Raw genomic sequence first — 21,395 nt, 5'->3', positions numbered from 1 at the left:
CTGCTCTTTTGAAACTTGTGTGTGTCTGCGGCGGAAAAGCCTGGAGAGATATCTACTGCGCCTTCTCCTCACAGCCGCAGGAATCCCACGACGGCATTTCATCCCCATTTTTAATCGCATCGCGAACCGCGCTGTAATACCGCACTTTCTGCTGAATATGCTCGAGATCAGATTCCATGCGCTCGATTTTCTCGCGTGTATTCTGCTCATGTTCCTTGAGAATGGCAACCATCTGGTCAATATTTCCCGGGATATCGTTCTCAAGCCGGAAAAACTCCTGAATCCCCGCAATCGGAAGCCCGGTGCGTTTGAAGCAGAGAATTGCGGTCATGCAGTCAATGTGCTGCTGGGTGTAAATTCGTTTCTTACTTTCGGTATGAATAACATCCGTCAAAAGTCCGATCTCCTCATAATAACGAAGCGTAGAGGCCGGAAGTCCAAAACGCTCGGACATTTCACGAATGGTGTAGGTCTGCTGTTCCATGAAAAAACCTCCTTGAACGATAGAGTTTGAATAGTAGAATAACTTCTTAAAGTATACTTTAAGAAAGTGAAATTGTAAAGAGAGAATCTTCGTTACGTTTCACTTGGCAGTGCAGCACTTGCTGTTTTGATGCGTAGGAAAGGAATATTTATCAGAAAGTGAGAAGAAAAAGTACATTGCTTATTTGCACAAGAATGGAATATAATAGAAAGCAGAAAAAACGTGAAAAATGTGAGGAATAATCGTGAAACAGGAAATTATAGCAGACCTGTCCCGGATTACGGAGGAGGAACAGGCGATTCTGGACGGCAAGACGGAAGTGGAAAAGGAGCGGTATTCGAGCGGGCAGAAGTTTGTGATGGATGCGGGAAAGCTGCTGGAGCGGGGAAAATTGATTGATATTCGGCCGCACACGCGGTTTATTCGTTTTCCGGCGCACAGCCACAATTATGTCGAGATGATCTACATGTGCCAGGGAAGCACCGTGCACACCATCAACGGGGACCGGATCGAGCTGAAAACGGGTGAGCTGCTGATTCTGAATCAGAATGCAGTGCAGGAAATTGAACCGGCAGGGCGTGACGATATCGCGGTCAACTTTCTGATTCTGCCGGAGTTTTTTGACCAGACGCTGCGAATGATCGGGGCAGAGGAGAATCAGTTAAAGGATTTTATCGTCGGCTGTCTGAAAAGCGGGGAGGTACCGCTCTGTTATCTGCATTACAGAATCGCGGATGTCCTTCCGGTGCAGAATCTGATCGAAAATCTCGTCTGGACGCTCTTACATCACCAGAGCAATAAGCGGAGCATCAATCAGATTACGATGGGCCTTTTATTCCTGCAACTCATGAACTACACCGAACGCGTGCAGGTGGGAGAGCAGTATTTTGAACAGGAGATGCTGCTCGGCGTATACCGCTATATCGAGGAACATTACCGGGAGGGCAGTCTTTCGGAACTGGCGGAAGAACTGCACTACGATTTTTACACCTTAAGCCGCATGATCCGCCGCCTGACCGGGAAAAACTACACTGAACTTGTCCAGAACAAACGCCTCACCCAGGCCGCGTATCTGCTGGAAACGACAGGACTTTCCGTGGCAGACATCGGCGAGCGGGTCGGGTATGAGAACATGAGTTATTTTCATCGGATTTTTAAAGAGCGCTATGGAATATCGCCGAAGAAGTACCGGGTGGAGAAGAAAATAGAATAGAAATAGAAAAATCCACAGGGGGATAAGGGCTCTGTGGATTTTTTTGCTGTTATCCTATTTTAGCGGGAAACAAATCCTCATAAAGATAATTCTGCTTTTATAATAGATTTGTCCAGCATAGTAAGATGTTGGGCATTCGAAAAAGAAAAAGCAGAGAAAGAGTGGAAAAATAGACAACTTTAGAATATAATTGACTAAGAAAAAATGGAAAAACAGGAAAAACTCGATAAAATTATATTTTACGTCGTAATTGTCATAGGAATTTTAATGATTTTGCTGCAAAATGGAGGTAAGAAAAAACAGAAACGGAGTGAATAAAATGAGTTTATATATCGGGACAAATTATCATCCGCATGATTGGCCGAAAGAGCGGTGGGAAAAGGATTTTCAATTGATGAAAGAGGCTGGATTTGATACAGTACGGCTGGGACATCTGTGCTGGGACAGCTATGAGCCGGAGGATGGCGTTTATACCTTCGAATGGTTTGATCAGGTTATGGAGTTATGCGTAAAATACAAATTGAATGTAATACTGGATGTGTCGATGCATCCGGCACCGATCTGGGTTCATAAACTTTGCCCGGGATGCAATGTAGGAGGAAAAAATGGAGCTCCACAGGCACCGCTGCGCCGATATATGGACGATGTTTCTGATCCAGAGTATCAGAAGTATGCACTGCGGTTTGCTGAAAAAATCGTTTCCCGTTATAAAAATCATCCGGCGCTGTTTGCGTTTGGACTGTGCAATGAGCTGGGAGCAGGCTATCCATCCTATTCTGAAGCGTCGAAGAAGAGATTTCAGAAATGGCTGGAAAAGAAATATAAAACAATAAAAGCACTAAATCATGCCTGGGCAACCCAGCGCTGGAGCCGAAAGCTTTCATCTTTCGAAGACGTTGCAATGCAGGTAAATGAATACGAAATCGGGGCACCGGAGGCATGGCTGGATATGCGGCGCTTCTTTTCCGATGGTATCGCAGATTTTATTACAGAACTGGCAGAAACGGTAGAACAAAATGCGCCGGGAAAGGCTCATACATCGAACCATTTTGCAGAATATGAGACGCTTGGATTTGATTATTTGAAGGCAGCATCTGGATTTGTTGACTATCCTGGCATCGGTTTTTATCCTGGCTATGGAAACAGGGAGAGTATGGAATTCTGGAAAACGGGTTCCTGGTACATGAAACGGATTGCTGAAACTGGAAAACCAATGTGGTGCATTGAATTTGTGACAGGTGGTTTCGGGATTCATCATGCGGCAATGGGGATGAACAGAATGTATGCGTTCTGGTGTCTGCTGCATCGGATGCAGATGATGCTGGGATGGACCTGGCGAAGCATGCTGAATGGCGAAGAACAATATCTGACCGGTATGCTGAATCATGATGGAAGACCGAATGAAAATTATCGGGAATACCAGTGGATTGCATCGGATTTTCGGAAGCTGGAAAAATACGGATTTCCATATCTGCCGCAGCCAGAGATTGCTGTTTCTTACAGTTATGACAGTGAGCTTATGGCTGCGTATGCAAAAATGCAGTATCGAATGCCATACAGCAACAACCTTGCCATCGCGCATCGGATTCTGGAAGAGAGAAACCTGGATTATAATGTTGTAGATTTGCATCAAATGACAGAACAATATCAGATTCTGATTATTCCGGGTGAAATTGTAATGGATCACGAGCAGGAAAACACGGTGCGGGAATTTGTAAAAAATGGCGGTACGGCAATTATGACAGGGTATTCTGCATGGGTAAAAGAAACCGGTCAGGTATTTGACACGTCGAGACCAGGAAACCTGACTGATGTATTTGGAATAGAAATTGTTGGATATCAGAGAACCGCAGGTATGGAAGTTTCTGAAAAAGAAGAGCAGAAGCTTCGCAGAAATCCGGCAAACGGAAGAGAACTTCTGAAAGTGAGAGAAAAATGGATTGATGTGGATTATTATGAGCAGATCGAAGCAACAGATGCAGAAGTCCTGCAGCGTGAGGAGACACATCAGATTCCAGCTATAACCAGAAATCGGTATGGAAAAGGAGCGGCGTATTATTTGTTTTGTGAAACAGAGCCGGAACTTTTAGGCGAGGTTCTTGATGAATGCTGCAGGGAAAAAAGTATGCAGTCCGTGGTTACACCGCAGGGAGTAATTGGAAGAAAAATAGCGGAAAACCAGTATTTTTATGTGAATCTGACGGGAAAGGAGCAGAAAATAGAGCTTCCAGAGAATGGATATGGGGTGCTGCAGGAGAAAAAGATGGAAGATACCTGCACGCTGCAGGCGTTTGATGGTGAACTGGTGATTTGTTAAAGAAGATTGCATGAGGAAAAGAAAATGAAAAAAACAGAGGACAAGTCAGTTATTTACAAGTCACTCTGGATCATGGGGACAGTTATGATTTTAGCTGTCCTCATTATTGAGCTTGTAAGTATTTTTCTGATTCAGAGAGACAGAAGAAAGACGGAGAGGCTATTTTCTAATACGATAGAGAGCTACGGCCAGTTCTGGGAGGATAAATTTGCATCAACTTCAAAAGCGCTTCTGCTGATGAGCGGAACGGATTCAACACCATATTATCAGCAGCTGTGTATTTCGAAAGATCCGCTAACGGTGGAAACTGCTAAAGTACAGCAGCAGAAAATCATGATCGAAATGGGAGAACGGTATGGAAGGGAAATGATGCTGTTTGTCTATGTGCCGGAACGAAATATTTATTTTGTAAGCACAGAGGAAGGGACAACTTATGCCTATCAGAGAGCGTTTAAAGAGAAAATCATTTCTTATATCGCGAACCAATATCAGGAACCAGAGAAAAACTGGATTTTTATGGAATTTGATGGACATCAGTACCTGGCGCGTATTTATTCGGCTGAAAATGGATACATTGGAGCTGCATTTTCTTTGGAAAGAATTGTATCTGGTTTTGTCGGAGAACGAAAAGATCTTTGCGTAGAAGTGCGGGATAATGAGACAGGAGAAGTAAAAATACACCAGGGGACAAGAAAAAGCGGAATTAGTACAACTTGTGTTTATCCACTGAAATATACAAATGCACAGATTTATGTCAGTATGGATGAAGGAATGCTGGACCCGGGAGGAACGTTCGGAACGCTTCTGCTAATGGGAGTCATGATGCTTGCAATTGCCAGCATTCTGATGGCAATTGGTCTGCAGGGAAAAACAGTCTTTGCGCCATTAGAACAGCTTCGAAGAGCCATGGAGCAGTACAGTACCGGGGATTTGGACGTACGTCTGCCGGAGCGGGAAAATGTATCTCAGATCGGACAGCTCTATCAGACCTTTAATCATATGGCAGATCAGATTCAGATTTTAAGAATTGATGTTTATGAAAAAGAGCTGGAGCGGCAGAGGGCGCGAAGCCGTTTCCTGCAGGTGCAGATTCAGCCGCATTTTTATACCAATATTTTAAATCTGATTCATGGAATGGCACAGATTCAGGATTTTGAAGAAATTCAGAAACTCTGCCGGGTATCAGCTGCATATTTCCGTTATCTGATGGGGCAGAAAGGAACCTTTGTACCATTGAAAGAAGAACTTCGATGTCTGATAAGCTATGTTGAAATTCAGCACTGCCGTTATAAAGATATGCTGGAAATTCAGGTAAACGTAGAACCGGAAATGGAGGATGAAATGATTCTTCCACTGGTGATTCAGACTTTTGTTGGAAACAGTGTAAAACATAATATTATGCTGGTTCCGCATCTGGAAATCGAGCTGACAGTAAAAAGAGAAGGCGAGCATGATCTGCTGATTCTGATCGAAGATAATGGTTTAGGATTTAAGAAAGAAATTCTTGATAAAATTAATCGGAATGAGTCAATTGAAGAAGAAGGAGAACATATCGGAATACAGAATGTGAAGGAACGTATCCGTGAATTTTATGGGGAGGCGTATGAATTAAAAATTACAAGTCAGCCGGGATATAGTGAAATTCGCATTTTACTGCCGAGAATAGAAAAACAGTAGAAAGAAGGGAGCAAAAATGAATCTGCTGCTGGTAGATGATGAAATTGCCATGCTGCATATTATGGAGAAGGCAATTGACTGGAAAAAGAAGGGAATTCAAAAGGTTTTTACGGCCTACAATACGGATCTTGCACGGGACATTATCAGTAGTTCCAAAATTGATCTTGTGATCTGCGATATTGAAATGCCAAAAGAGAATGGTCTGAGTCTGATTCAATGGATTCAGGATATGTATCCTGAAATTATCAATATTATTCTGACTGGGTACCCGGATTTTAATTATGCGAGAAGTGCAATTTCCCTTGGGGTTTACCGGTATTTACTGAAACCGATTGCATTTGATGAACTGGAAGAAACAATTGCTTCAGCAGTGGAAAAGCTGGAGGAGTATAAAACAAAAAACAAACCGGAAGCAGATCCGGAGATGGCAGATGCGGTCAATACGATTAAAAAGTATCTGGAAAGCCATTACAGTGAAGTGATTACACGAAAGAAGATTGAAGAATTGGTGCATCTGAACCAGGATCATATCAACCGGGAGTTTAAGAAACAGACAGGATATACACTGATGGAGTATGTACAGCATTATCGAATTTTGATGGCAAAGAAAATGCTGCGGGAGACGACGCTGTCGATTTCTGAAATCAGTATTCGGACAGGCTATGATTCGCCGGCCTATTTTTCTAAAATATTTAAAAAACAGACCGAACGTACACCATTGGAATATCGTGCGGCAAAAGCAAAAGGATAAGTCGTTTTTGTTATAAAACGGGTCGGGATTGAAATTGAGAGAGAAGTGGAAGTGCGGTAAGATAAAACCATCAAAAAACACGGGAGGTAACACAAATGAGAAAGAAAATGGCAGCAGCAGTTTTGATGGCGGCAATGACCGCATCACTTCTTGCAGGATGTGGGGACAGCAAGAGTTCGGACAGCACAAAGGCAGATTCTGCGCAGACAACAGCATCGAACCAAAGTGAAGCAGGAGATAGTACATCCGATCTGAAGGATGGAAAAACAGAAGAACTTCTGATGGTATGGCCAGGATCTAATGCATCACCGGCAGATATGCAGGCCGTAGAGGATGCAATGAATGAGATCATCGGAGAAAAGGTAGATGCAAAAGTAAAACTTCAGATTATTGAATGGGGTGCTTATAACGACCAGACGAACCTGATGCTTTCGAGCGGTGAAAAACTGGATATGGTATTTCTGATGTCCAATATTCGTGAAGATGGACAGAGAGGACAGCTCTATCCAATCAATGATCTGATAGAGACGTATGCACCGGATGCATACAGTGCAATGGAACGTTATATTGAAGCATGCTATTTCGACGGTAATCTGTATGGACTGCCGACGTATCGTGACCTTGCATCCCAGGCAGGATTTATGTGCCGGGCAGACATTCTGGAAGAGCTTGGATATAAAGCGGAAGATATCAAAAACTTTGATGATATCGAGGAAGTACTGAAAAAATGCCAGGAAGTACATCCGGAACTTTATCCGATGATTCCGTCGGATCTGAACAATGGATGTTTCCTGAACTATGTAAAAGGAGAGTTTGATGTTGTAACTTCAGGTGTCGGCGTTGATATCGATGATGATGCATCCGATGGAATCACCGTTATTAATACGTATGACACAGAAAAGTACAAAGAGATGGCTGAAAAAGCATATGACTGGAACCAGAAAGGCTATTTTATGCCAGATTCTACAACGAATACAACAACCCGTCAGGATCTGTTCCGTGCCAATACAGCGTTCAGCTATTATGGAAACCAGCATCCGGGAACTGCAACACAGGAAACAATGAACTCCGGTAAAGAAATCGTTTCGATTCCGATTGGAAGAAGCACTATCAGTACCTCCTCTGTTAACTTCTGCCAGTGGGCAATTCCGGCACAGTGCGAGAACCCGAAAAAAGCTCTTGCAGTCCTGAATCTGCTGTACTCAGACTCCGACTTCCAGAATCTGTTCCGATATGGAATTGAAGGCAAAGATTATGTTGTATCGGATGGAATTGCATCTTATCCAGATGGAGTAACTTCTGATTCGGTAGGCTGGGGCAACGAGCTGTGGCTCTGTGGTAATGGTTCTGTTGGCTATGCATGGGAAACTGATCCGGAAAATGTATACGAGAAATTTACGGAATACAATGATACTGCACAGGAATCTCCGCTGTATGGATTCATTTATGACACGACAAATGTAAAAAATGAAATTACAGCAATTACAAACGTAACAGATAAATATAAAGCAATCATCGAAAACGGCGATGCAGATCCAAGTACGACACTGCCGCAGTTCAATGAAGAACTGAAATCAGCAGGTATCGACAATATTATCGAAGATATGCAGAAACAGGTAGACGAATGGCTTGCAAATAAATAAACAAGGCAGACAGGGTCGGACGATGAGAATCGGCCGGCCCTGGCTTTTGAGACAGAAAAAGAGGGATTTCTATGGGAAAAAAGAAAACATGGAAAAATATAAAAAGAGCATTTCCATTATATATAATGGTAGCGCCGGGATTTTTATATCTTTTAATTAATAACTATGTGCCGATGACCGGTATCATCATTGCTTTTAAACATTTGAATTTTGCAAAAGGAATTTTGCACAGTGACTGGGCGGGGCTTTCCAACTTTGAATATCTGTTTAAAACACCGGATGCAGCACTGATTACAAGAAACACATTATTATACAATTTTGCATTTATTGTCGTTAATACGACGGTATCTATTCTGATTGCAATTTTACTGAGTGAATTAAGAAGCAAGACAAAAGTGAAAATTTTTCAGTCTGCTGTTCTGATTCCATCTTTGATTTCGATTATCATTGTCAGCTATCTGGTATATGCGTTCTTAAGCGGACGTACTGGCTTTGTTAATGGACTGCTGACTTCTCTTGGAAAAGAAAATATCTCATTTTACACCGAGTCAAAATACTGGCCATTCATCCTGATTTTTGTAAACTGCTGGAAGGGAGCCGGATATTCATCCATTATTTATCTGGCAGCGATTCTTGGAATTGACCAGGAAATGTATGAGGCAGCTGAGATTGACGGAGCAACAAGATGGCATAAAATCAAATGTATTACCCTTCCGCTGCTGAAATCTACAGTAGTCACAATGACACTGCTGTCCATCGGAAGAATTTTCTATTCTGATTTTGGTCTGTTTTATCAGGTACCAATGAACTCGGGAGCGCTGATCAATGCAACCAACACGATTGATACTTACGTATATCGAGGACTGATTGAGCTGGGTGACATCAGTATGTCATCGGCAGCCTGTGTATATCAGTCGCTGATGGGATTTGCACTTGTCATGATTGCAAACTGGCTTACAAAACGTTACAGCAGTGAGAATGCACTGTTCTGACAGAAAAGAGGACAAAATTATGGTAGGAAAACAGGAACGGCGTTATCAGAGAATGATCACGGTAGTTCTGGCATTGATTTCACTGATTATGGTGATTCCGCTGGTGCTTCTGGTGGTTGCATCGTTTACAAGCAACAATGAGATTGTGCTGCATGGATATTCTTTCTTCCCAAAAGAACTGAGTCTGGAAGCATACAGGTACATTTGGAACGAGAGGGCACAGGTTTTCCATGCATATGGAATCACCATTCTGGTAACCGCGATTGGAACAACGATTGGCGTGATGATGACACTTTTGTATGCGTATGTACTGGCACATGAGAAATTTCCTGGAAAAACATTTCTTGCATTTTATCTGTTTTTCACGATGCTGTTTAATGGTGGACTGGTACCGACCTATATTATGTATACCCGCTACCTGCACATGAAAAATACGATTCCGGCATTAATTATACCGGGTCTGCTGATGAGTGCTTTTAATGTGATTCTGACAAGAACGTATATTCAGTCAAATGTACCGGCGGCATTAAGTGAGGCTGCCAAAATTGATGGTGCAACAGAGTTTCAGGTATTCCGCAAAGTAGTTCTTCCTATGTGTAAACCGATCATTGCAACGGTCGGATTATTTGCCGGACTTGGTTATTGGAATGACTGGACGAATGGATTATACTATATTACAGATACTAACAAATTCAGCATTCAGCAGCTTTTGAATAATATGATTAAAAACATCGAATTTCTTTCCAAAAATGCGAACAGTAATATCAACCTGGCCAGCGTAGGAGGGGGAATCCCGCAGGAGACCGTGCGTATGGCAATCGCCATCGTCGGACTGCTTCCGATTCTGATCGTATTCCCATTCGTACAGAAATATTTTGTAAAAGGAATTTCTATTGGAGCTGTAAAAGGCTGAGAAAAAATTGGGGGAAAGCAAATGAAAATAAAAGAGATGGAAACAGAAAAACTGATTTCGCTTCTCTGCGGCGATCAGTTTATGAATACAAAAGCACTGCCGGAATACGATATTCCATCCCTGGAAATGAGCGATGGACCGATGGGGCTTCGCTATCAGAAAAAGGATAAGGATTCTCTTGGCATTAATCGAAGTGAACCGGCGACCTGTCTGCCGGCGGGAGTAGCAGTAGCGGCATCCTGGAACCCGGATGTAGCAGAGCAGGTAGGAACAATCATTGGATCAGAGGCGGCTGCGTACGGAGTGGATCTGGTGCTGGGACCGGCGGTTAATTTGGAACGGAATCCCCTCTGCGGAAGAAATGTGGAATATCTTTCCGAGGATCCGCTTCTTGCAGGAAGACTGGGAGGTGCCTATATCCGCGGCGTGCAGTCACAGCAGGTCGGCGCATGTATCAAGCACTTTGCTGCAAATAATCAGGAGACCGAACGGGAATATCTGAATGTAATCTGTGAGGAAGATGTCCTGCGGGATCTGTATTTAAAAGCATTTGAAATTGCAATCCGTGAGGGAAAACCGGCAGCGGTCATGACGAGCCTTTCGAAGATCAATGGAACATACTGTGCAGAAAACCGCTGGCTGTTCGATATTCTTCGAAAAGAATGGGGATTTGACGGACTGGTCATGACGGACTGGTTCGGACTGGACGATCGGGTGAAATCGGCAGAGGCAGGACTGGATCTTGAAATGCCGGGAACGGATGGAAAAAGCACTGCTTATATGGTGGAGCAGTGGAAACAGGGCAGACTGGACGAACACGTGATCCGTGAGCGGGCAGAATGCATCATACGAAATGCGAGAAAGTGGAAGATTCCGAAAACGAAAAAGACAGAGGAAGAACGAGAGCTGCTTTTAAAAGAAAATCATGAAAAAGTCTGCGCAGCAGCAGAAGAAGCCATTGTTCTGCTGAAAAATAAAGAGGATATTCTGCCGCAGCAGCAGGGCAGAAAGCTGGCGGTTATTGGAGAATATGCGAGAGAACCTCTGTTTCAGGCGGAGGGCTCCGGAAAAGTAGAAGGAGCAGGAAAAGAAGACGCCTGGGAATGTGCAGAAAAATGGAACGGAGCAGATAATACACCGTTTGCGATGGGATATCGCAGGAACAATGCGGGAAGTGAAGCGGAGCAGCAAAAACTCCGGGATGAGGCGGTGAAAACAGCAGCGGATGCAGATGCGGTTCTGTTTTTCCTTGCTATGGATTTTGGTTTTGAAGGAGAAGGAAATGACCGTGTGCAATATGAACTGCCGGAATACCAGGTGGCTCTTTTAAAAGAAATTGCTGCAGTTAATTCGAATGTAATTGCGGTTGTGATGAACGGCGGAGCCGTTGCCATGCCGTGGGCCGACGAAGTAAAGGCAATTCTGGAATGCTTCTACGGCGGTCAGGGGATTGGAAGAGCGATTGTGAAAGTGATAAGCGGAGAGGTGAATCCGTCCGGACATATGCCTGTGTCAGTTCCGGCGTTCCGGGAACAGATTATCTCGGATGAAAATTTTGCAGAGCAGACGGAGCAGGTGACGTACCGCGAGGGTATGTTTATGGGCTACCGAGGATACGAGACGAAAAAAATTCCGGTGCAGTTTCCGTTTGGATTCGGACTTTCGTATACAACATTTGAAATTACGGAGTGCAGCGTGGAGCAGGAGAAAATCACAGATTGTGAGAAAACAGTTCTGCGTGGAAAAATTAAAAATACGGGCAACAGAAAAGGGGCTCAGGTCGTTCAGCTCTATGTGAAAAATCCAAGAGCATGGAAAGCAAGGCCAGCCAGGGAACTTCGCGATTTTCAGAAAATCATACTGGAGGCGGGAGAAGAAAAAGAGTTTGTATTTTCTATTTCACGTGAACTGTTTGAACTCTACGATGAACGCGTTGATGAGCGGACGGTACCGCAGGGAATGTATGGACTTGAGCTTGGATTTTCAGTACAGGATATCCGTGCAGCACAGAAGATCGAAGTAACACCGGTTTTTCCAGTACCAAAACAGATCCAGGGATGGGATAAAACGGAGCGTCTGCTGGAAACGAAGGCTGGGGAACAGATTTTTGAAGAGCTGTATCGTAAAATTACAGAAAAAGCAGGAGGAATCTTCGCGCAGCGTCTGAAAGAAGAGAAAAATGTAAGAGAAATGCTTCTTTCTCAGCCCATTCGTATCGTTCACCTGATGATCTGGAATGAGATGACAGATTCAGAATTAATTGCTATATTGGAAAAGGTAAATCAAGAACTGTATCATGACTACCGGGAAAAGATGCGGAGTTTGGAGAAAAAATGAAAACAATAGAAGAAATGAAATCCTTTCCGGCGGCAAGAAAAAATTACAGACCGGAAAAGGTAGAAAAACTGTCGGAAGAACAGATGAAATGGTTCCGGGATGCAAAGTTTGGCATGTTTATTCACTGGGGAGTATATTCGATGCTCGGAAAAGGGGAATGGGTGCTGATGAATGAGCATCTGGATGTGCGGAAGTATGAGACACTGAAGGATGACTTTCTTGCAGAAAATTTTGATGCGGAACAGTGGGCCAAAAATGCAAAGGCAGCGGGGATGAAGTACATGGTGCTGACAACACGCCACCACGATGGCTTTTGCCTGTTCGATTCGAAATGCAGTGATTTTACCGCAATGAAAGGAGCTGCACATCGGGATTTTGTTAAAGAATATGTGGAGGCGTGCCGGAAAGAAGGAATGAAAGTTGGCTTTTATTATTCTCCTCTCGACTGGCGCTTTCCAGGATATTTCATGCCGGATCTTTACTGGGAGAGTGCAGAGGCACTGAAAAAACAGTGCCATGATCAGCTGATGGAGCTGATGAGTAATTATGGAAAGATTGATCTGCTCTGGTTCGACGGTGAGTGGCTTGCACTTGGAGGAATGGACTGGAATGGAGAAAGAGGCTGGTACAGGAAAGATGACTGGCAGACCAGTGAATATATGAGGGTCAATTATTTCTGGGAGTCGGAGAAACTGATAAATGAAATTCGACAGCTGCAGCCGGATATTATGATCAATAACCGCGGCGGCTGGGAAGGCGATTTCCATGTGCGGGAACGCAGAATCGACGGGATGCGGACGGACAAGCCGTGGGACAGCAACGACTGTATTGCGGATTCCTGGGGCTATATCCCGGGCAGACCAGTGCTGCCGCTGCGCCAGCTGATTCAGAATCTGGTTTCAATCGCTGTGCGGGACGGCAATTATCTGCTGAATATCGGCCCGGACGGAACGGGAAAAATGGATGAGGAGCAGGTAGAACGCCTGCGCCAGGCCGGAGAATGGCTTTCGAAATACGGCGAAACGCTGTACGGCCTGCGCGGCGGCCCTGTGATTGCGGACCGCTGGGGCGGAACGACGTACCGCGACAATATTGTTTATGTGCATATTCTGGAATGGGAAAAAGATCAGATCACGTTTGAAATTCCGGGGAATACAATGGAAAAATGGGAAGTGATTTCCGGCGGAAAAGCAGAACTGACGGAAGAAAACGGAACCTTTTCGATCTCCGTCCCGATTCCGGAGCGCGACAGCATTGATACCATTCTGAAACTTACCTTTGCAGAACCGATTGTATGGGAGGGCTGCAAAGGACGGGAAAATGATGTGTATGGACTTGCGGACGGTCTGAAAGAAGAATAGAGGATACAAAAAAACGGATCGAGTATCTGACTTTAAAATCAGATGTTCGATCCGTTTTTTGCGTGTAAATCGTATCAATTACTTACTGTTCATTTTCATCCTTCGGCAGCCGCACGATCCGTACCTTGTCGACTCTCCGGTCTGCCATTTTCAGTACGGTTACGTCGAGGCCATCCGAGACGAAATGATCGCCTTCCTTTGGCACGCGCTCGAGGATCCCCATGATCCATCCGCTGACCGTAAAGACGTCAAATTCTTTGTCAATATCGAGCTCTTCATACACCTTGTCGATGCTTGCCGTTCCGGTCACGAGGTATTCGTTTTCGGAAACTTTCTGGATTTCCTGTACAACCGCATCATGCTCATCCCAGATTTCGCCGACGAGCTCTTCGAGGATATCTTCCATGGTGATGATACCGTCGGTGCCGCCGAATTCATCAATGATAATGGCAATATGCGATTTCTTCGCCTGCATTTTTTTCAGCAGCGGGCCGACCTTCGTATTCTCGGTTACAAAGAGCGCCGGGCGGATGATGCTGCTTAGCGGTTTGTTGGTGTGGTAAATGTGGTTGTGGAAATCCTTCTGATACACAATTCCCACAATGTGGTCGATATCATCATCATACACCGGCAGCCGGGAAAATCCGGTGTCGGAGAAAGTCTTAGCGATCTCGGATTTCGTCGCATCGAGCGGAATGCCGATGACGTTGACACGCGGAGTAAAGATCTCTGCGGCCTCCATCTCCATGAAGCCGATTGCATTCTGAATCAGATCGCCTTCCTGGTCGTCGATGTCGCCCTCCTGGGTCGCCTCCTCGACGATGGTCATCAGTTCCTCATCGGTGATGCCGTGGTTTTCCGAGGATTTGAAGATGCGGGAGAGCAGCTTCTTCCACTGGGAAAAGAAAAACGTCACCGGGGTCAGCACGATCATCAGAATGTGGAGAAACGGTGCGGAAAATTTGGCGATCGTCTCCGGAGATTCTTTTGCAATGCTTTTCGGGGAAACTTCGCCGAAGATCAGGACCACGATAGTGGTTACGATCGTGGAAACCGTCGCACCGGAGTCGCCGCCGAGAAGCTTGATAAAAAGCACCGTGGCAAGGGAGCTGAGTCCGATGTTGACGATGTTGTTGCCGACGAGAATCGTGGAGAGCAGCTTGTCAAAGTTCTCCAGCAGCTTTAACACCAGTTCCGCCCGCTTGTCGCCTTTTTCTGCCATATTTTTCATGCGGATGCGGTTCAGCGAGGTGAAAGAAGTCTCCGTCGCCGAAAAGTAGGCTGAGAGCATGACGCAGATAAGAATGATGATGAGTGACACAATGTCGCTGTTCATTTGTTTTTCCTTTCTTAGGAAACCGGGACACGATGCAAAAAATGTACAAAAAGACATAACCTATCTTGAATCTGGCGGAATCAAAGATAGATTATGTCTCCGTTTATCAAATGATGAAAATAAAGCATCGTCGAGGCATACTGCCTGAGTCGTCCATGTTTCTGTAATCCTTTCGTTGATCAGTAATCCCTTTTATTGTACGGTATGTGGGAATAATTGTCAATAAGACATGCGAAAATCACAGGAAATACGAAACCGCATTGTTGTAGCTGATATTTTCCACCATCTCTTTCAGAAACTCCAGGTTCGCCGGGTACTCCCCGTTTTCCACCCAGTTTCCGATTTGATTGCAGAGAATCCGGCGGAAATATTCGTGGCGCGGGAAGGAGAGGAAGCTGCGGGAGTCGGTCAGCATGCCGATGAAGGTGGAGAGCATGCCGATGCTGGAAAGCGTCGCAAGCTGGGATTCCATGCCGGATTTGTGATCGTTGAACCACCATGCGGTACCGAACTGCACTTTTGAGCGGATGCCAGGCGCAGCAAAGTTTCCGGCCATGCTTGCAAGCATCGGGTTGTCGCCCGGGTTCAGGGAGTAGAGCACGGTTTTCGGCAGTGCGTCATCCTCGTCCATATCGTTTAAGAAAGCACCGAGCATCGGGGCAAAGGCGAAATCGTTCATGCTGTCAAAACCGGTATCGGCACCAAGTGCACGGAACATCCGCTTCGAGTTGTTGCGGAGCGCTTTGATATGAAGCTGCATGGCGATATTGTGCTTGTGATACAGCCGTCCGAGGTTCGTCAGAAGGAAGCCCTTGTACATGCCGAGCTCTTTTTCAGTGAGAGCACCGCCGTTCATGCGATTTTCAAATACATCATTCGCCTCAGCAGCCGTGCATGGCACATAGAAGCAGTCCTCAAGGCTGTGGTCGCTGACAACGCAGCCGGCGGAGAGGAAGAAGTCGAGGCGGCAGGAGAGGGCATGCACCATATCCTCTGCGGATGCAATCGTCCTGCCGGCGGCAGCGGCAAGCTTTTCCACGTATTCCGGGAAATCCGGCTTTTCGAGATGAACGGCGCGGTCCGGGCGGAAGGACGGCAGAACGCGGCAGGCAAAGTATTCCTTTTGTAATGCCAGATGGCAGTGCAGATCATCTGCAGGATCGTCGGTGGTGCACAGATGCGACACATGCTGGTTCAGAATCAGATTGCGCACGGTAAACTCCTTCGTCTGCAGTTTTGCATTCGCCTCATCCCAGATCTCCTTCGCTGTTGCGCGGGAGAGCGGTGTCGTGATGCCGAAGTACCGCTGCAGCTCCAGATGTGTCCAGTGGTATAAAGGATTGCCGATCGCGTTCTCAATCGTCTCGGCAAACGCCAGATATTTGTCGTAATCATCGGCGTTTCCGGTGATCAGATCCTCCGAAAAGCCCATCGCACGCATGGCACGCCATTTATAATGATCTCCGCCGAGCCAGACGCGTGTCAGATTCTCCATCTGGCGGTCTTCGAGAATCTCCTGTGGATTCAGATGGTTGTGATAGTCAAAAATGGGCATTTTTTCAGCCGCCTCGTGGTACAGTGTTTTCGCCGTATCGGTCTGCAGCAGAAAGTCAGCGTCCATAAAAGGTTTCATATGGAAATACCTCCCTTTTAGAATTGAGCAGTCAGCGCAGCAAGCGTATCTGCCACAGCGCCAGGTCCCTGAAGCATCGAGACAAAAGCATTCAGCACACGGTCAGAAAGTCCGGCGAAAATCAGATCCACACCGAAAATCGAAGCATCGGAGAGCAGCGGAGCCAGCGTTTTGGAAAGCGCCTCACGGTCAGCCGGTGCGCCGAGTTTCAGATCCTGCACATACGGGCGGACCGTGGCAAGCAGCGGATCCGGGCTCAGATCAAATGCATCGCCGTTGTCATCCACGCCCATCAGATACCGCAGCCATCCCGCAAATACAGCCGGAATTGCCTGAAGATCCGAGAGTGACAGCTCCGGAGAAGCAAGATACGATTTGATCGTCTCACCGAACCGGATCGACAGCTTCTGTGACGTATCGGTTGCAATTCGCTGCGGCGTATCCGGCATAAACGGATTCGGGATGCGGATGTTCAGCACTTCATCGATAAACTGCTTCGGAGAGAGAATACCAGGATCGGTGACAACCGGAAGTCCTTCGATATATCCGATGCGCTCCACGAGCTTTTTCAGTACCGGATTTTTCATCTCCTCACTGATCAGTTCGTAGTCCAGCAGGCAGCCGAACACAGCGAGTGCGGTGTGCAGCGGGTTCAGGCAGGTGCAGACCTTCATGCGCTCTGTTTTGTTGACAGTTTCCCGGTCGGTAAAGATCCATCCGCTCTTTTCCATCGGCGGCCGTCCGTTCGGGAAATGATCTTCGACTACGAGGTACTGGCATTCCTCTGCATTGACGAACGGAGCAACGTAGGTGTGGCGGGAGGTGACGATCGGCTGTGCATCAGCGAGGCCGTTCTCCTCGAGTATCTTTTCGATGGAACCATCCGGCCGCGGGGTGATCTTGTCGATCATGGTCCACGGGAAGCTGACTTTTTCCGGGTTCTGCAGATAGGAGAGGAAGCCTGGCTGTACCAGCTTGTTTTCTTCCCATGCAGAAGCATAGGCTGTCAGGGCAAGGGAAAGTTTTTCGCCATTGTGGGAGCAGTTGTCGGTGCTGACCATCGCAAACGGTTTTTCACCTGCAAGAAATCTTTCATATAAAAGAGAAGCAACTTTTCCCATATAGCTGGTAACGGAAGAAGGTCCGGCAGCAAAATCGGCAGCAACAGACGGCAGCAGTTCGCCCGCACCGCTTTTCAGGGAATATCCCTTTTCGGTGATCGTAAACGTCGCCATCTGCAGGGAATCCTTGGTAAAGATTTCTTTTAACCGGGCAAAATCCGGAGAATCTGCCGTATCGGCAGCCAGCGATTCTGCGATGCTTCCAACAACGGTTTTCTCGACAGAACCATCGGCTTTTAAGGTCACCAGAATGCTTAAATTATCGTGCGGCTGGTACATATCACGGATGATTTCTGTATCGAAGCCCTCCGCAACGATGACACCGCGGTCAAAGGTACCGTTGTTCAGCAGTTCCTGTGCTGTATTTGCCTGGAAGGCACGGAAAATATTTCCGGCTCCGAAATGCACCCAGCACGGAGATTCTTTCGTGCGGGTGATCATTGCTTCGCGGTCATAGGATGGAAGCGCATAGCCTGCGGCTTCCCACGCTTTGTGATCTGCCAGTCCGGCAGCTGTTAAGTTAAGAGACATCAGTAAAAACCTCCTTTAAATTCCACGTTTGTGACTCTTGTCAATAGCTTCCCAGAGTCCGTTTAAATAAGTCGCGCCGAGTGCGCGGTCATACAGTCCATAGCCCGGCATTGCCTTCTCGCCCCAGATCATACGTCCGTGGTCCGGGCGGATCGGGCCGTCGAAGCCGATGTCGTACAGCGCTTTCATGATCTCATACATATCGAAGCTGCCGTCAGAGGAAAGGTGTGCGGCCTCCTCGAAATCCTGCTGGCTGTGGAATTTCAGATTGCGGACGTGAGCGAAGTGGATGCGGCCCTTTAAGGAACGGATCATATCCGGCAGATCGTTCTCCAGGTTTGTTCCGTAGGAACCCGAGCAGAAGGTCACGCCGTTGTGCGGGTCATCGACCATCTTCATCATGCGCAGAATGTTTTCTTTATTAATGATGATTCTCGGAAGACCGAAGACACTCCATGCCGGGTCGTCCGGGTGAATGGCCATTTTGATGTCGTACTCGTTGCAGACCGGCATGATGCGTTCGAGGAAGTATTTGAGGTTGGCAAACAGTTTCTCATCATCCACATCGCGGTAAGCGTCAAAGAGCTCTTTCACTTTTGCCATGCGCTCTGGCTCCCAGCCAGGAAGAATTGCGCCGTTTGCATCACCTGCGATAGATTCAAACATTTTTTCCGGAACAAGTGCGTCTACGGCGGACTGTTTGTAGGCAAGTACGGTCGAGCCGTCCGGACGGACGCGTGCGAGTTCTGTTCTGGTCCAGTCGAAGACCGGCATGAAGTTATAGCAGACAAGGTGAATGTCTTCCTCGCCGAGGTGCTTTAACGTTTCAATATAATTATCGATGTACTGCTCACGGTCCGGGCTGCCGATTTTGATGGCGTCGTGGATGTTGACGCTCTCGATGCCGGAGATGTGAAGTCCAGAGGCCTCAACCTCTTCTTTTAACGCGTGAATCGCTTCGCGTGTCCACACCTCGCCCGGGGTAGTGTCGTACAGGGTTGTGATGACTCCGGTTACGCCCGGAATCTGGCGGATCTGCTCTAAGGTAACGGTATCAAATTTGGAACCATACCAGCGAAATGTCATTTCCATAAGAAAAACTCTCCTTTATTTTGTAATGTACTCTCGGAATCTTTCTGCACTTGCCTTTGCGGCTGGCGGAAAATCATCTCACAAAAACAAGCACAGAAAGATTCCGAGAGTACATTGTATTTTGCAAGTGGTGTTCTTTGCTTTTTATTGTATCGTTTCTTAAGAAAAAAGCCATGGCAAGAATTGTTGAGCACATTGCAAAAGTTGCGGCGGTTGGCCGGGAAAAAGCAAAATCAGCCTACAGGTGTGATAAGTAATATCTTTCTGATGTGACTAACCAATAGGAAAAACCTATAAGCGATTCATCGAAATAACAATTACCAAAAGGCGTTTTAGGGGTTGCACATAGAAAAAATATGCATTATAATATGCCATGTAATCGAGAAACACATTAAACATATCGACTTAGTAGGAAAGGAGAACAGCAAATGAAAAAAACAGACAACAGACGAATGCAGGAGAACAGAATGATGGAGATGTGTTGTTGCTGTTGCTGCAGCTCCAATCAGAATAAAGAAAAATAAGAAACATTCGCAGGCAGAAAAAGCATAGCAGAAATTGCATGTGCGGGCAGGCCGGAACGAATGCCTGCTATTTTTTTAACCTTTTTTAAAAGAAATGCGAATGAACAACATAAGAATAGATAATAAACAGACATAGAAAACGGAGGACAAAAACATGAGCGGATGCGGATGCAGCTTCACCCCAGTTGAAAATAAAGAAACCGAAGAAATCAAATACACCGATGCACTGGCAGAACAGTTTGCAGCAGAAGTCGGAGTAGACCCAAGACCAAATGAAACCCTTGTAGAGATCGATGAGCGCGGCGCTTTCATCCGTCAGCCAAATGCATTTATCCAGCCATTCGGCGATAAAGAAGGCGGCCTGAAAGCAGAAGCAAACCGCTTCGGGATCTACTGGGCAACCGGATGCAACTGGTCCAACCGTCCGATCATCGTGCGGGAGCTTTTAGGACTGCAGGATGTGATCTCGGAGACGAGAGTTTCTCCATCCGGCGAGACAAACCGTTACGGACATGCATTCGGACAGTATCTGGATTTCAAGGATCCGGCGACAGGCGCTTACTTCTTAAGTGAGTTCTATAAAAGAGCAAACCCGGACTTCAAAGGAAGAGCAACGACACCGACCCTGGTGGATGTCAAAGAGAAAAAGGCTGTGAACAACGATTATCACCGCCTTACGAACTATCTCGAAGTGCAGTTCCGTCCATTCCAGCCAAAAGATGCGCCGGACCTGTACCCGAAAAAATTCCGGAAAGAGATCGATGAGTTTAACGACTGGCTCTTCCCGCATGTCAACAACGGCCATTACCGCATGGCATTCTGCCAGTCACCGGAAGCATACGATGAGGCATACGAAGATTTCTATGAATCCCTCGATAAGCTGGACAAACGGCTGGAGACGAACCGTTTCCTGTTCGGCGACTACATCACCGACAGCGATGTCCGCGCTTACGTCACTCTGATCCGTTGGGATGTCAGCTACTTCCACAACGTAGGACCGGTGAAGAAACCGATTCGTGATTACAAAAATATCTGGGGCTACTTAAAAGAGCTGTATGCGATCCCGGCCTTCCGTCACGGAAGCGATCCGCAGGTGGTGGCACTTTCGAGACCTGGAAAGAAATTAGGAGAGGTTCTCTTCCGCGGATACAACGAACGAATCCTTGCAAAAGTAGATTTCGAGAAGCTGATGGAAGACGATGGATCGAGAAGAACACTCAGCAAAACACCGGATGAAGTATTCCTTCGCCATCCGGAGGGAGAGACCTACGAGGATTACGCAGGAGAAATCTCAAAAACCATCTGGAACAGCCCGAAATGGGAAGACAGAAACCCGAAGAACGGCGTACTTTCCGTGGATGCATCGATTAATCCGCTGAAAGGACTTTTATAAAGAGATAAGACAGAAGAATCCGGAGCGCTCTGGTGGAACACTCTCAGGCAGCCGGGGTGCGGCCGGAACTGAAAAGA

The 21,395-nt window shown here is 46.4% G+C and carries 15 protein-coding genes; 10 read left to right on the top strand and 5 right to left on the bottom strand.

Annotated elements, in window-relative coordinates; genetic code table 11:
- Nucleotides 1-52: 52 nt before the first annotated feature.
- A complete protein-coding gene (locus tag DW642_RS05150; protein ID WP_055227315.1) occupies nt 53-484 on the bottom strand; it encodes a MerR family transcriptional regulator in 432 nt (143 codons plus the stop codon).
- Between the two features lie 244 nt (nt 485-728).
- On the opposite strand from DW642_RS05150, the gene DW642_RS05145 reads away from it, so the two are divergent.
- The 9 genes from DW642_RS05145 to DW642_RS05105 all read left to right on the top strand — a co-directional run bounded on the left by DW642_RS05145 (nt 729) and on the right by DW642_RS05105 (nt 13,688).
- On the top strand, nt 729-1,697 hold the full coding sequence (locus DW642_RS05145; protein WP_022462067.1) for an AraC family transcriptional regulator: 969 nt from the start codon (nt 729-731) through the stop codon (nt 1,695-1,697).
- A gap of 319 nt (nt 1,698-2,016) precedes the next feature.
- Nucleotides 2,017-4,014, top strand: coding sequence for a beta-galactosidase (locus tag DW642_RS05140; RefSeq protein WP_158554977.1), 1,998 nt, complete (start codon nt 2,017-2,019; stop codon nt 4,012-4,014).
- A gap of 24 nt (nt 4,015-4,038) precedes the next feature.
- Nucleotides 4,039-5,691, top strand: coding sequence for a sensor histidine kinase (locus DW642_RS05135; RefSeq protein ID WP_117509490.1), 1,653 nt, complete (start codon nt 4,039-4,041; stop codon nt 5,689-5,691).
- A 16-nt stretch (nt 5,692-5,707) separates the two neighbouring features.
- On the top strand, nt 5,708-6,442 hold the full coding sequence (locus tag DW642_RS05130; protein ID WP_117509489.1) for a response regulator transcription factor: 735 nt from the start codon (nt 5,708-5,710) through the stop codon (nt 6,440-6,442).
- Nucleotides 6,443-6,537: 95 nt separating this feature from the next.
- The gene (locus tag DW642_RS05125) at nt 6,538-8,085 is read left to right on the top strand and encodes an ABC transporter substrate-binding protein (RefSeq protein WP_022462071.1); all 1,548 of its coding nucleotides are present in this window, start codon (nt 6,538-6,540) and stop codon (nt 8,083-8,085) included.
- Nucleotides 8,086-8,156: 71 nt separating this feature from the next.
- Nucleotides 8,157-9,077 carry an ABC transporter permease gene (locus DW642_RS05120; RefSeq protein ID WP_022462072.1) on the top strand — a complete coding sequence of 307 codons (921 nt, stop codon included), beginning with the start codon at nt 8,157-8,159 and terminating at the stop codon, nt 9,075-9,077.
- 19 nt (nt 9,078-9,096) lie between these two features.
- Nucleotides 9,097-9,990, top strand: a complete 894-nt coding sequence (locus DW642_RS05115) for a carbohydrate ABC transporter permease (protein WP_022462073.1) — start codon at nt 9,097-9,099, stop codon at nt 9,988-9,990.
- Between the two features lie 21 nt (nt 9,991-10,011).
- Nucleotides 10,012-12,327, top strand: a complete 2,316-nt coding sequence (locus DW642_RS05110) for a beta-glucosidase family protein (RefSeq protein ID WP_117509488.1) — start codon at nt 10,012-10,014, stop codon at nt 12,325-12,327.
- Nucleotides 12,324-13,688 (top strand): alpha-L-fucosidase, encoded by a 1,365-nt coding sequence (locus tag DW642_RS05105; protein WP_022462075.1) that lies wholly within the window; start codon nt 12,324-12,326, stop codon nt 13,686-13,688. The genes DW642_RS05110 and DW642_RS05105 overlap by 4 nt, the downstream gene beginning before the upstream one ends.
- 82 nt (nt 13,689-13,770) lie before the next feature.
- Here the strand turns inward: DW642_RS05105 and DW642_RS05100 are convergent, their stop codons facing one another.
- The 4 genes from DW642_RS05100 to uxuA all read right to left on the bottom strand — a co-directional run bounded on the left by DW642_RS05100 (nt 13,771) and on the right by uxuA (nt 19,401).
- Nucleotides 13,771-15,024: an HlyC/CorC family transporter gene (locus DW642_RS05100; RefSeq protein WP_117509487.1), complete on the bottom strand. Its 1,254-nt coding sequence runs from the start codon at nt 15,022-15,024 to the stop codon at nt 13,771-13,773.
- 238 nt (nt 15,025-15,262) lie between these two features.
- The gene (uxaC, locus tag DW642_RS05095) at nt 15,263-16,657 is read right to left on the bottom strand and encodes a glucuronate isomerase (protein ID WP_117509486.1); all 1,395 of its coding nucleotides are present in this window, start codon (nt 16,655-16,657) and stop codon (nt 15,263-15,265) included.
- Between the two features lie 17 nt (nt 16,658-16,674).
- Entirely contained in the window at nt 16,675-18,309 is a 1,635-nt protein-coding gene (locus DW642_RS05090) for a mannitol dehydrogenase family protein (protein ID WP_117509485.1), read from the bottom strand.
- 15 nt (nt 18,310-18,324) lie between these two features.
- A complete protein-coding gene (gene uxuA / locus DW642_RS05085) occupies nt 18,325-19,401 on the bottom strand; it encodes a mannonate dehydratase (RefSeq protein WP_117509484.1) in 1,077 nt (358 codons plus the stop codon).
- Between the two features lie 678 nt (nt 19,402-20,079).
- On the opposite strand from uxuA, the gene DW642_RS05080 reads away from it, so the two are divergent.
- Nucleotides 20,080-21,318, top strand: coding sequence for a glutathione S-transferase C-terminal domain-containing protein (locus tag DW642_RS05080; RefSeq protein ID WP_117509483.1), 1,239 nt, complete (start codon nt 20,080-20,082; stop codon nt 21,316-21,318).
- Nucleotides 21,319-21,395: the final 77 nt, after the last annotated feature.

Origin of the sequence: Blautia sp. AM23-13AC (genome assembly GCF_003435675.1) — a bacterium.
Taxonomy (GTDB): Bacteria; Bacillota; Clostridia; order Lachnospirales; family Lachnospiraceae; genus Fusicatenibacter; species Fusicatenibacter saccharivorans.
The sequence above is the reverse complement of the archived record's forward strand: the minus strand, read 5'-3'. Positions and strand labels throughout refer to the sequence as shown.

Bases quoted from the DNA above. Each gene is read 5' to 3' on its own strand.
- DW642_RS05080 (WP_117509483.1), top strand. From the start codon at position 20,080: ATGAGCGGATGCGGATGCAGCTTCACCCCAGTTGAAAATAAAGAAACC.
- DW642_RS05135 (WP_117509490.1), top strand. From the start codon at position 4,039: ATGAAAAAAACAGAGGACAAGTCAGTTATTTACAAGTCACTCTGGATC.
- DW642_RS05150 (WP_055227315.1), bottom strand. From the start codon at position 484: ATGGAACAGCAGACCTACACCATTCGTGAAATGTCCGAGCGTTTTGGA.
- DW642_RS05110 (WP_117509488.1), top strand. From the start codon at position 10,012: ATGAAAATAAAAGAGATGGAAACAGAAAAACTGATTTCGCTTCTCTGC.
- DW642_RS05140 (WP_158554977.1), top strand. From the start codon at position 2,017: ATGAGTTTATATATCGGGACAAATTATCATCCGCATGATTGGCCGAAA.
- DW642_RS05130 (WP_117509489.1), top strand. From the start codon at position 5,708: ATGAATCTGCTGCTGGTAGATGATGAAATTGCCATGCTGCATATTATG.
- DW642_RS05100 (WP_117509487.1), bottom strand. From the start codon at position 15,024: ATGAACAGCGACATTGTGTCACTCATCATCATTCTTATCTGCGTCATG.
- uxaC (WP_117509486.1), bottom strand. From the start codon at position 16,657: ATGAAACCTTTTATGGACGCTGACTTTCTGCTGCAGACCGATACGGCG.
- DW642_RS05120 (WP_022462072.1), top strand. From the start codon at position 8,157: ATGGGAAAAAAGAAAACATGGAAAAATATAAAAAGAGCATTTCCATTA.
- DW642_RS05090 (WP_117509485.1), bottom strand. From the start codon at position 18,309: ATGTCTCTTAACTTAACAGCTGCCGGACTGGCAGATCACAAAGCGTGG.
- DW642_RS05115 (WP_022462073.1), top strand. From the start codon at position 9,097: ATGGTAGGAAAACAGGAACGGCGTTATCAGAGAATGATCACGGTAGTT.
- DW642_RS05105 (WP_022462075.1), top strand. From the start codon at position 12,324: ATGAAAACAATAGAAGAAATGAAATCCTTTCCGGCGGCAAGAAAAAAT.
- uxuA (WP_117509484.1), bottom strand. From the start codon at position 19,401: ATGGAAATGACATTTCGCTGGTATGGTTCCAAATTTGATACCGTTACC.
- DW642_RS05125 (WP_022462071.1), top strand. From the start codon at position 6,538: ATGAGAAAGAAAATGGCAGCAGCAGTTTTGATGGCGGCAATGACCGCA.